The sequence below is a fragment of the Alkaliphilus transvaalensis ATCC 700919 genome (genome assembly GCF_000621485.1).
Classification (GTDB): domain Bacteria; phylum Bacillota; class Clostridia; order Peptostreptococcales; family Natronincolaceae; genus Alkaliphilus; species Alkaliphilus transvaalensis.
The window spans coordinates 414,015-425,860 of sequence record NZ_JHYF01000002.1 but is presented as its reverse complement, the minus strand read 5'-3'; the positions used below and the strand labels follow the sequence as shown (position 1 = coordinate 425,860).

13 protein-coding genes are annotated in these 11,846 nt (G+C 34.9%); 2 read left to right on the top strand and 11 right to left on the bottom strand.

All coding sequences use genetic code 11. From position 1 onward, the window contains the following. Positions 1–19: 19 nt before the first annotated feature. From T335_RS0104400 to obgE, 3 genes are read right to left on the bottom strand one after another with little or no spacing between them, the layout of a single operon-like run. Positions 20–322 carry a YhbY family RNA-binding protein gene (locus tag T335_RS0104400; protein ID WP_026476459.1) on the bottom strand — a complete coding sequence of 101 codons (303 nt, stop codon included), beginning with the start codon at positions 320–322 and terminating at the stop codon, positions 20–22. A 16-nt stretch (positions 323–338) separates the two neighbouring features. After that, positions 339–521, bottom strand: coding sequence for a hypothetical protein (locus T335_RS0104395; protein WP_026476458.1), 183 nt, complete (start codon positions 519–521; stop codon positions 339–341). 24 nt (positions 522–545) lie between these two features. Next, complete coding sequence (gene obgE / locus T335_RS0104390) at positions 546–1,835, bottom strand: GTPase ObgE (RefSeq protein ID WP_026476457.1); 1,290 nt, start codon at positions 1,833–1,835, stop codon at positions 546–548. A gap of 309 nt (positions 1,836–2,144) precedes the next feature. Between obgE and ylbJ the strand changes: the two genes are divergently transcribed. Then, positions 2,145–3,392: a sporulation integral membrane protein YlbJ gene (gene ylbJ / locus T335_RS0104385; RefSeq protein WP_051569127.1), complete on the top strand. Its 1,248-nt coding sequence runs from the start codon at positions 2,145–2,147 to the stop codon at positions 3,390–3,392. Positions 3,393–3,443: 51 nt separating this feature from the next. Here ylbJ and T335_RS0104380 read toward each other — a convergent pair whose 3' ends face one another. The 6 genes from T335_RS0104380 to T335_RS0104355 form a co-directional block, all read right to left on the bottom strand. Continuing rightward, a complete protein-coding gene (locus T335_RS0104380; protein ID WP_026476455.1) occupies positions 3,444–3,890 on the bottom strand; it encodes an ATP synthase subunit B family protein in 447 nt (148 codons plus the stop codon). Between the two features lie 37 nt (positions 3,891–3,927). After that, entirely contained in the window at positions 3,928–4,401 is a 474-nt protein-coding gene (coaD, locus tag T335_RS0104375) for a pantetheine-phosphate adenylyltransferase (protein WP_026476454.1), read from the bottom strand. Beyond that, positions 4,401–4,964 (bottom strand): 16S rRNA (guanine(966)-N(2))-methyltransferase RsmD, encoded by a 564-nt coding sequence (gene rsmD, locus T335_RS0104370; RefSeq protein ID WP_026476453.1) that lies wholly within the window; start codon positions 4,962–4,964, stop codon positions 4,401–4,403. The genes coaD and rsmD overlap by 1 nt, the downstream gene beginning before the upstream one ends. A 149-nt stretch (positions 4,965–5,113) precedes the next feature. Then, on the bottom strand, positions 5,114–7,180 hold the full coding sequence (recG, locus tag T335_RS0104365) for an ATP-dependent DNA helicase RecG (protein ID WP_026476452.1): 2,067 nt from the start codon (positions 7,178–7,180) through the stop codon (positions 5,114–5,116). An 82-nt stretch (positions 7,181–7,262) separates the two neighbouring features. Continuing rightward, complete coding sequence (locus T335_RS0104360) at positions 7,263–8,876, bottom strand: DAK2 domain-containing protein (protein ID WP_026476451.1); 1,614 nt, start codon at positions 8,874–8,876, stop codon at positions 7,263–7,265. A 19-nt stretch (positions 8,877–8,895) separates the two neighbouring features. Beyond that, on the bottom strand, positions 8,896–9,252 hold the full coding sequence (locus T335_RS0104355; RefSeq protein WP_026476450.1) for an Asp23/Gls24 family envelope stress response protein: 357 nt from the start codon (positions 9,250–9,252) through the stop codon (positions 8,896–8,898). Positions 9,253–9,767: 515 nt separating this feature from the next. On the opposite strand from T335_RS0104355, the gene rpmB reads away from it, so the two are divergent. After that, positions 9,768–9,959 carry a 50S ribosomal protein L28 gene (gene rpmB / locus T335_RS0104350; RefSeq protein ID WP_026476449.1) on the top strand — a complete coding sequence of 64 codons (192 nt, stop codon included), beginning with the start codon at positions 9,768–9,770 and terminating at the stop codon, positions 9,957–9,959. A 448-nt stretch (positions 9,960–10,407) separates the two neighbouring features. Here rpmB and T335_RS0104345 read toward each other — a convergent pair whose 3' ends face one another. Then, positions 10,408–11,043 (bottom strand): thiamine diphosphokinase, encoded by a 636-nt coding sequence (locus T335_RS0104345; RefSeq protein WP_026476448.1) that lies wholly within the window; start codon positions 11,041–11,043, stop codon positions 10,408–10,410. Positions 11,044–11,189: 146 nt separating this feature from the next. Beyond that, positions 11,190–11,846: a ribulose-phosphate 3-epimerase gene (gene rpe, locus T335_RS0104340; RefSeq protein WP_026476447.1), complete on the bottom strand. Its 657-nt coding sequence runs from the start codon at positions 11,844–11,846 to the stop codon at positions 11,190–11,192.

The window sequence follows — 11,846 nt, the reverse complement described above, 5'->3', positions numbered from 1 at the left end:
AAAACTAGTGAATAAATCACTAGTTTTTAGGTCTTGGTAATTGAATTTTAGGGTTATTTTTCGATCTTCTAAATAACACAAATCTATTTCCTATTGCTTGTACAAAATCTGCTTTTAGTAGTCCAGCTGCTTCATTTGCAGTTTCCTTTGTATCCAAAAGTGCAGTCTCTAAAATTGAAATTTTAACAAGTTCTCTTGCCTCTAAAGCTAAGTCTAATTGCTCTAGAAAGCTCTCTGTTAAGCCTGCTTTACCTATTTGAGTTATTGGTTTTTCAGTATTAGCTAGACCTTTTAAATAGCTTCTTTGTTTTCCAGTTAACATTACATTGCTCCTTTTCTTATACCTCTACTTCTTTTCTGCTTTTTCTTCGATGTATTTCGTATTCTTTAACGCCTTTTTTCCAACCTGTTCTTACTTTTTCAACGGTATTTGCTTGTTCTTTAATAACAAAATCATTTTGGGCTAAACAAAAATAAGTCTTTGCAGCTATTTTACAGTTTTCACAGTTTATACAGTTCATACCAACTACTTGACCCCCGTCTCTTTAATCATAATACTCAAATTCAATTTCATCAATTTTTACTAAATCACCATCATTAATTCCTAGCTCTTTTAGCTCATCGATGATTCCCCTCTTTCTTAATACTTTTTGGAAGTAGGCTAATGAATCCATATCATCAAAATTAGTAGAGTATACTAATCTTTCTACAAACTTACCTTCTACAATATAGGTATCATTCTCTCTACGAATTGTGAAGGGTCTTTCTTGATCTTCTTCAAAATTATAAACCTTCTCTTCTTCTTCTCCTTCTAAAAGGGCTGCTCTCTGGGCTTCTTCCACTTCTTTTAATTTTTCAGATACATAAACCATTAAGTCATCTAACCCTTTATTTGTGGCAGCCGAAATCGGGAACACTTTAATCCCTTTTGGTTCTAATTCCTTCTGAACTCTCTCTAAATTTTCTGCAGCTGTTGGTATATCTGTTTTATTAGCTGCAACAATCTGTGGTTTCTCAGATAGTTTTTCGCTGTATAATTTTAGTTCTTGGTTTATCTTTTCAAAGTCTTCTAGAGGATCTCTACCTTCAACTGAAGCAACATCTAACACATGAATTAGTACTTTAGTTCTTTCAACGTGTCTTAAGAATTCATGCCCCAGTCCTATACCTTCATGGGCACCCTCAATTAATCCAGGTATATCAGCTAAAACGAAACTATCATTATACTTGGTTTTAACCATCCCTAAATTTGGCGTTATTGTTGTAAAATGATAATTTGCAATTTTAGGTGTGGCGCTGGTTACAACCGATAAGAAAGTTGATTTACCAACGTTAGGGAAGCCAATCAGCCCGACATCTGCAATCAACTTTAACTCTAATACGACAGTTAAGTTTGCTCCTACTTCTCCAGCAATTGCAAAACGAGGTGCTTGCCTTACGGCAGTTTTAAAATGTGTATTTCCCTTCCCACCTTTTCCTCCTTTTGCAATAATTTTTGAATCACCTTTTTCTGTTAAATCAGCAATAATTCTACCAGACTTCTCTTCTCTTATGATGGTACCAGGAGGAACTTTTAGAATTAGGTCCTCTCCATCTCGTCCAAACATATTTTTATTTCTACCATCTTCACCATTTTCGGCTGCATAGTGCTTTTTATATCTGAAGTCCATGAGGGTTCTCATGCCTTCATCTACAACAAAGACAATATTCCCACCTTTTCCTCCATCTCCACCTGCTGGCCCACCGTCAGGCACATATTTTTCACGACGGAAAGCAACAGCACCGTCGCCGCCTTTTCCTGCCTTTAAGTGTATGGTCGCTTTATCAATAAACATTTTATCACCCTTAGTTATTTAGTTTACTTTACAATTATATATCATCTTATGTACATGTAGGTAAAGTATCAATTCAATAATTTTATTATATCAACTAAATCATTACTGTCAACACATTTATGATTAAATGCCCCATGTACATACTTATTATGTCCATTATTTTCTTTTTAAAATCTATCCTTATATAAAATCCTCTCTTTTATGTCTTAATGGAATGTGTTTCCATTATTTCAATTGAATTGTTGGAGAATATCTGCTTCATTAATTAAATATATATTAGGTAATGATACTCAAACTGGAGGAAGGCCCATGATCTATATAAAGAAAAATAAGGTTAAGTACTATATCAATACTTATCTTGTGGTATTTGTTGTATTCTTTTTTGTCTTAGCAATTGTTTTATTTCCTAACGAATCTGTTAAAGCTGCCCACGAAGGACTTATGACTTGGCTAACCGTCGTTCTTCCTGCCCTATTACCTTTTTTTATCGGTGCAGAACTATTAATTGGTTTAGGAGTAGTTAAGTTCATTGGCGTATTATTAGAACCCCTTATGAGGCCCCTTTTTAATGTGCCAGGAGAGGGTTCCTTTGCATTTACCATGAGTGTTACCTCAGGTTATCCTGTTGGAGCAAAGATTATTACTAAGCTTCGATTATCGCAATCTATTTCTAAAATTGAAGCCCAAAGATTAGCGTCTTTTTGTAGTACCTCGGGTCCCTTATTTATTGTCGGAGCTGTAGGGATAGGGATGTTTAAGTCTAAAGAAATAGGTTATTTTCTAGCCTTTAGTCATTACTTAGCAGCTATTTGTGTTGGATTATTATTCGCTTTTTATCGTCGGTCTACACCTATTAATAAAGTTATAAATAGACCAGAAAAAAATAGAATAAGGGAGGCCTTTCGTCAGTTAAGTCGATGTAGACGAGATAATCCACCCTTTGGAGTCTTATTAGGTAATGCAGTGAAGGAGTCCTTTAACACCATGCTCATGGTAGGAGGCTTTATTATCCTGTTCTCTGTGGTTATTAAAATTTTAGGTGAAGTAGGATTTATTGACTATATAGCCTACTTTCTACATCTAATTTTAAGACCACTAAATATGAGTCTTACAGCAATAAAATCATTAATTGTGGGCTTATTTGAGATTACCATTGGTGGGAAAATGGTGGCTGAAAGCATGTATACTCCCCTCATTACTAAGGTGTCGGTAACAGCCTTCATCATCGCATGGAGTGGATTTTCTATCCACGCCCAGTGCATAAGTCTGTTAGGAACTACCGATCTTAACATTAATCTGTATTTATTAGCAAAACTAATACATGCTTTCTTTGCTGGGATCTTATCATATCTTCTATTTCCCCTTTATGCTAAATGGTTTCAACTATCCTCACCTGTATTTTTTACTGCTAACTCAAGCTCCTACAGCTCTCAATTCTTTAATAGTATTAAATCTTCTTTAGAGCTTTTTGTTCTAATATTTATTGGCTTATTAGTTCTTTCTCTTTTATTCTCATTACTATTATCCATCAGAGACTTTTTTAAAAAGAGAAAATAAGAACAAAAATAGACCCAGCAGATATGAATTTCCCCTATCTGCTGGGCATTATTATTTCATTCCTTTAAGCTCATTTCTGTTTTCTTTAACGGTCTCAACTAACTGTATCAGAGCATTTTCTGCTGATTCTAATAACTCATCTGCATATTCCCTTGCTCCCAAACGTAATTCTTTAGCATTATTTTGAGCCTGGGCAATAATATCTTCTGCTTGTTTATGGGCTTGTTTTGTTATCTCATCTTCATCTACCATTTCCTTAATATGTTTGTGGGCTTCCTCTAAGATTACATCTGCTTCTTTTTGTGCCTCTACTAAAATTCTCTGTCTTTCTTCTTTAATCCACTGAGCTTGTTTCACTTCATCAGGAAGCTGAAGCCTAATTTCCTTGATTAATTCTAATACATCATTTCTATCCACTAACACTTTATGGGCAAAGGGTATAGATGAGCCACTTTCTACAATATCCTCTAAATCCTCTAACAATTCTAACACCTTCATATGCTTCCCCCCTATCTACTACTCACTAAACGATTACCTACAATTTTTTTAGAATTTCCTTCTTTATTATATCTGGAACCAAACCTTCAATACAACCACCCAGTTTAGCAACTTCCTTAACGATACTTGAACTTAAGTATGAATTTTTACTACTGGTCATAAGGAAAATTGTTTCTATTTCTGGTGCTAACTTACGGTTCATTAAGGCCATTTGAAATTCATATTCAAAGTCCGATACTGCCCTTAACCCTTTAATAATTACTTTAGCTTCTTTGATTCTTGCATAGTCCACTAATAAACCTGTAAAACAATCTACCTTTACATTTCCAAAAGGCTTTACGACTTCTTTAATTAGTTCTACCCTTTCTTCCAATGTGAAGAGTGGATTCTTACTAGGGTTGGTAATTACTGAGACAATTACTTCATCGCAAATACTGGAAGCCCTTTGAATAATATCTAAATGTCCATTGGTAATGGGATCAAAGCTTCCAGGATATATTCCTATCTTCATTAGTTGGTTTCCTCCCTCAACTGATAAAAAGAAATACTGGTATTTCCGTAATCTTTTCTTCTAGTACAAATTAATAACTGATTTCCTTCAGGGACTTCATCATTTTTATCATGTTCAGCAACAATAATCCCATCAACCTTAAGGAGTTTATGCTCGGCAATTAAATCTAGTGCTTGGCTAACTAATCCTCTACTATAGGGTGGGTCCATAAAAATGACATCCGCCTTCACATTTTGATGGGCTAATCTTTTAATCCCACTTAATGCATCAATCGTTAAAATTTCTGCCCCCTCCTTCAAGCGGGTCTTCTCTAAATTATATTTTATAATTTCGACACTTTTCCTGCTTTCATCAACAAAATAAGCCTTTTGAGCCCCCCTTGATAGGGACTCTATACCTAAATTGCCAGTACCGGCAAATAAATCGACTATAATACCATCAATTAGATAATCTTGTATAATATTAAAAACCGATTCCTTTACTCGATCAGAAGTGGGCCTAACATCCATTCCTTCCGGTGGCTTAAGTCGATGACCTCTTGCCTTGCCAGATATTACCCTCATTACTCATTCCCTCTTCCTTTAGTATTATTTTAGCACATGTATATTTATTTAAAAAATATTTTTTCCAAATTTCCGTTTTTTTGGCTATACTATTTTTTGTTATTATAACAGATTTATACATCTTCCAACAAGCCGTTTATATCTATTCCCTAACTGAAGGATATCTCATCATCCAACTGCTCAAACTTTTCTTCAATTTTTTTCTTTAATTGGGGATAGTCTTTTAAAGTTAAGGTTTCGTCTTCTAGTAAAAATTTCTGAATTTCTTCTTCCACATGTTTTAAAATTTTCATATGTTTAAATATGTTTGCTATTTTAAACTCTGGTAGTCCATGTTGTCTTGTACCAAAAAACTCTCCTGGTCCCCTTAAAGAAAGGTCTTTTTCTGAAAGAATAAACCCATCATTCGTTTCAACCATGATCCCCATTCTTTCCTTGGCAACCTGGGTTTTACTATTATGAACCAGTAAACAATAGGATTGGTAAGCACCTCTTCCTACCCTTCCCCTTAGCTGGTGAAGTTGAGCTAAGCCAAACCGTTCTGCATTTTCTATTAGCATTACAGAAGCATTAGGAACATTAACCCCCACCTCTATTACTGTTGTAGAAACTAAGACATCAATTTCTTTTCCCTTAAAGGCGGCCATAATTTCTTCTTTTTCTTTTGGGTGCATTTTCCCGTGAAGTAAACCAACTCGATATTCTTTAAATTGATCTGTAGCTAGTTCCTCTGCAATTTCTGTAGCCGATTGGGCTTCTATTTTCTCAGATTCTTCAACTAAAGGGCATACAACATAGGCTTGTCTACCTTGCTGTAGTTGCTTCTTGATAAAGTCATAGGCTTTATCTTTCTTGTCAAGGGTAATTTCATAAGTTTTAATTGGCTTACGACCTGGGGGTAACTCGTCTATAATCGAGATATCTAAATCGCCATAAAGGATTAGGGCTAAGGTTCTAGGAATAGGTGTTGCTGTCATCACTAGAACATGGGGATTTTGTCCTTTACTGGCTAGTATAGCCCTTTGTCTGACACCGAAACGATGCTGTTCATCAGTTATGGCTAAAGCTAAACTCTTAAAATCTACACCTTCTTGAATAATGGCATGGGTCCCTACTACAATTTGCACTTCCCCATTTGCAATATCCGATAAAAGCTTTACTTTTTCCTTTTTCTTTAGACTACCCACCAACAAGCCCACCTTAATTCCTAAAGGTACTAGTATTTCCTGTAAGGAAATATAGTGTTGTTCTGCTAATATTTCAGTTGGGGCCATCATAACACCTTGGTGCCCATTTAATACGGTTAAATAAAGGGCTAAGATGGCTATAATCGTTTTTCCTGAGCCTACATCTCCCTGTACTAATCGGTTCATAGGAGTATGTTTTTTTAAGTCTTCTAGTATTTCATCTAGAGATTTTTGTTGGGCATTGGTTAACTTAAATGGAAGCCTTTCAATAAGATCATTAAAATCATCCTTCAGTTCTAGTGGAATTCCATTTAAATCCTTAGAGAAATTTTGCTTAATCCGTAATAAAGCTATCCGCAATAGAAAAAATTCTTCAAAGATTAACCTATACTTAGCAATTTTTAAAGCCTGAGCTGAATCTGGGAAATGAATATTGGTTAATGCAAATTTTAAATCACATAATCGGTTGGCCCTCAGTACCTTTTCTGGTAAATACTCTACTATTTCATCCGATAGGGTTTCTAATATTCTTTGCTGTAAAGAAATTAGTAAACTTTGTTTTAATCCTTCAGTTGCAGGATAAATAGGCATAACCCCCTCTGCAGGATTCCCTTCTATGGTGTCTACAAACTCGAAGGTAGGATTAACCATTTCTAGTCCATACCTTCCTCGCTTTACTTCCCCATTCACCATCAAGATGCTGCCAGCCTTTAGCTTGTTCTTTAAGTATTGCATGTTGAAAAAGGTAAGAAATAGTTTTCCCGTATCATCTTTTATGGCTGTTTGTAAAATTGTAACCCTACCGCGATTTGGTACCTTTCTTGCTTCACCCATCACTTCACCATAGATGGTGGTTTTTTCTCCAGGAGTCAATTGATTTATTTTTTTCACATTTCTACGGTCATCATAATCCCTTGGAAAGTGATATAATAAATCTTCTATCTTATTAATATTAAGTCGTTGTAACTTTTCACCTGTTTTAGGACCAACCCCCTGTAGGGTCTTGATGTTTTGCTTTAAAAGCTCCATTTTATCACTCCTAATTGTTCTAAAAGCGACGAAATCCAGCAAGACAGCGTATTAAATACGTAGACCTGCTGGATCTATTTTTCTATTCAACAGAAAATATATAATAGTATAGTGGCTGACCACCATAGTAAATTTCTACGTCACATTGGGGGAAGGTTGATTCAATTTCCTCTAATAAAGCTTCTGCTGCTTCTTCTTTAACATCTTCTCCGTAAAATAATGTGATCATTTCATCGTCTTCTGTAACGATCTTTTTCAATAGTTCTAGAGAAACTTCTGCTACTCCTTTTCCAGCAGCTTGAATAGCGCCGTCACCTATTCCTAAAATGTCATCTTTATTAATAATAATATCATTATAGCTGGTATCACGTACGGCATAGGTAACTTGCCCAGTCTTAACTGACTTCAGTGCCTCTATCATTGCTTCTTGATTCTCTTCACCAGTTGCCTCTGGATTAAAGTTTAACAAGGCAGTTATTCCTTGGGGAACTGATTTAGAAGGAATTACCATAATTGTCTTCTCTGAAAGTTCTTTTGCTTGATTTGCCGCCATAATAATATTGCTATTATTAGGGAGCAGGTAGATTGTATCGGCATCAATGTTATCGATTGCCTTAATAAAGTCTTCTGTACTTGGGTTCATCGTTTGACCACCCTCTATTGCATGGTCTGCTCCAAGGTCCTTAAATAGCTTAGTTAATCCGTTACCCATTGTTACCGTAATGATTCCAAAGGGCTTTTTCTGTGGCTTTTCAGCTTGTTTAACCACTTCGTTTTTATGGGGTTGGGCTTGTAGTCTCATATTATCAATTTTAATATCCCCTAGATAGCCAACAGCTAAGGCATGTTCTAATGCCTCACCAGGATGGTTAGTATGGATATGAACTTTAACGACACTTTCATTACCTACTACTAGTAAGGAGTCCCCAAGACCCATTAATTTATTTTTTAAAGCATCGGTATCAACATTTTCACCGTGGATAATAAATTCAGTACAGTAACCAAATTCTATATCTCCTGAAATTTCCTCTTCGTGGTGATGATGAAATTCCATTACTGGTTCTTCGTCAATTACTGTTGTCTTTCCTGTTAAAGCAGCTAAGGTACCCATGTAAAAATATAGTAACCCTTTTCCACCAGAATCGACAACACCTGCATCTTTTAACACCTTAAGCATATCAGGCGTTCTATTTAATGTATCTTCGGCAGCTGCAATTACTTTTTCCATAAAAGTAACTAAATTGGTTTCTGTCTCTGCAAATAATAGGGCCTTTTCTGCACTTTCCCTTGCTACCGTAAGAATGGTTCCTTCTACGGGTTTCATCACTGCCTTATAGGCAGTATCCGCCCCAAACTTTAATATGTCTGCAAGATCTTTGACATTTAATGTTTTTTTGCCTTTAGCTCCTTTTGCAAATCCTCTAAAGAGCTGAGAAAGAATAACACCAGAATTACCTCTAGCTCCCATTAAAGAACCATTGGCAAGGCATTCTGCAATACTTTCTAGAGAATCTGTTGATTTGGATTTAACCTCTCTTACAGCCGATTGCATTGTTAGAGACATATTTGTACCTGTGTCTCCATCTGGTACAGGAAATACGTTAAGTGCATTAACGATTTGCTTATTATTTTCTAGGGTTTGTGCTCCTTCAATAACCATTTTCTTAAAGAGCTGCCCGTCTATATGTTCTATTATCAAGCTAGTACCTCCTCAATTACTTTTCAACTCTGACGCCTTGAACAGTAATATTTACTTTTTTTACCTTCATTCCCGTCAGATTCTCGATATTATATTTTACCTTTTCTATTATGTTGTTGGCAACTACAGATATTCTTGTACCAAATTCTACAATTACAAAAAGATCTATGGTAATTGTATCATCTTCCGTTTGCACCTTAACGCCCTTACTTGAATGCTCTCTTTTTAATAGTTCTACAAGGCCACTTGCTGCAGACTTTGTGGCCATTCCTACTAGACCATAGCATTCCATTGCTGAAACTCCAGCTATTGAGGCCAAAACGTGATCATCAATCGTAATTTCACCTAGTTGGTTTGTTATTTTTCCAGGCATAATAACCCTCCTTTTCTTATTAGCTTCATTAATTTATGTTTTATTTAGTAGTTTGATCTCCGAACTTAAATTTATGTAATGTTCCTTCTGGATTATGGAATACATAAGTAATTATACACTTTTTTCACGACAAATAAGCATCATTTTTAATCATTATGCCTTCCCAAGTTACCTAATAGCTCTTTTTTATAAGGAAATAAGAAAGTATTACTTTAATTTATTTAATTTTAGAAACCTTATGTAAAGCGTTTAATGAAGTCATCCTTTAAATCTTCAGAAGAAATACTTTGTTATAAGCCTCTAAAGGTGATTTATAAGATGTCTATACTATATTTTATATCAATTAGCTATATAGTTCAACAAAAACCCTATGAAAGCCTTCTTTTTTATCTATATTTTGGATTATTTATAGATTATATTTGAATAATTTCATTATACTTATTGCAAAACTAGTATTAATATGTTAATATATATTATGTTTTTAAAGAATTGCCTTGTTTGAAGGAGGTGTAATAATGGCAAGAGTATGTGATGTATGCAACAAAGGAAAAGTTTTCGGAAGCCAAGTCAGTCACTCTGTCCGCCACAGCAAAAGAACCTGGGCTCCTAATTTAAGAAGAGTCAGAGCTATTGTTAACGGGACTCCAAAAAGAGTTAATGTTTGTACAAGATGTCTTCGTACTGGAAAAGTAGAAAGAGCATTATAATTACCTAAAAAAAATCATAAAAATGATAATATAAAAGCCGCCTTTATTGGGTAGGCTTTTTATATTTTCATTTATTATAATTAGCATTTTTCTTTTTATACTCTTTTTGAATTTTTAATAATGATAAACGATAAACTATAAACGAAAAATAAATGAACCAATTATTAGGCAACCGCAACCAAAGAAAAAAATCCACAATTTGAATGGGATGACATAGATCAATACAATGATTCCGACTACACAGAAAATTAAACCTAAAAGATTTCCAATGGTCAACCCATGTCTTCTTCGTCTTCTTCTGAACATTTCATCACCCACTTTTTTATTCTTCTTTACCATCATATTCAAAAAAATTTAAAATGCCACCCCCATTTTCACTTTTCTTCTAATCTGTCTAAAAGAAATTTAAAAACATGTTAAGGTGACACTTTTAGTCCTTACCGTCTTATTAGTCTCTGCTTCTACACACCAATATAATACCTTCCCTAATTGTGACTGTAGCCTCAGAGGTGGCTAATTGATTACTTATCCCTAGGGTATCCCCCATTTGAAAGTTATGATCTGTTAATGGGTACTCTAGTCCCTTTAATGTCACTCCCCTAACTTCCTTCGTAATAGGAATAATAGATAGAATATCACCAGGTTCTCCAGATATCGTGAGTTCTCCATCCACTATTGTCAATTCGTTCTTTTCATTTATCAACCTTCCATAAACCCCATTGTTTAGCATCTTATATAAAAGCATTACATTACCTAAGCTATGGTCCCATCGGGAGCCGACTCCTCCAATTATTGTAACCCTAAGGGGATTCAGCTCTAGGGCATATTCAAGGGCTAGTTCTGAATCTGTAAAATCTTTGCGGGCTGGAAATTTTTTAACTTCAACTCCTTTTTTTTTCATCCAAGCTAAATCTTCTTTAGCAATAGAATCTAAGTCTCCCACCAACAAATTTGGAGTTATGTCCATAGCAATTAAATATCGAGCTGCACCATCAGCACAAATAACATAGGTAGCTTCTGTAATTAAATTTTTAAAAAAACCTAAATTATTAAGGTCTCCATTAAGGATAATAAGCACTTCCATCTGATTACCTCCAATTTTAAAGAAAATTGTATAATTAACTAAGTTAAGGGTCATAGCTTTATCTATTTTCCTAGATATAACATTTTTAATTGCTGATGTTGAAAAACCACCTAAAAGGTGGTCTTTTACAATGACATTTTTAACGACTATACAATCGCATTTTTTCTCAGCAACTCTACTGTTTTAGGAATATCTTCACTATTAAAAATAGCACTCCCTGCAACGATTACATTTGCTCCTGCTTGGGCTACGAGATGAATATTATCTGGTTTAACGCCTCCATCGACTTGTATATCAATAGATAATTCCCTCTCATCGATGATTTCCTTAAGTCTTTGTATTTTTTTGATGGTAGCTTCAATAAACTTCTGTCCACCAAATCCAGGGTTGACAGTCATTAATAATACCATATCTAAATCTTCAAATACATATTCTAGAACATCTAATGGGGTAGCAGGATTTAAAGCTACACAAGCCTTCACATTATGTTGCTTGATTAACTGAATTGTTCTATGAAGGTGGGTGCAAGCTTCTGCATGGACTGAAATAATATCTGCTCCTGCCTTTACGAAATCGGGTATATATCGATCTGGATTCTCGATCATAAGGTGAACATCAAAGGGCATTGCTGTTTTTCCCTTTAAGCTTTCTACGATTAATGGTCCAATTGTTATGTTCGGCACAAAATGCCCATCCATAACATCGATATGCAATAGATCACAACCTGCTTCTTCTACTTTTTTAACATCCTCTAATAAACTTGCAAAGTTTGCTGACAATATTGATGGGGCTAACTTGATCAT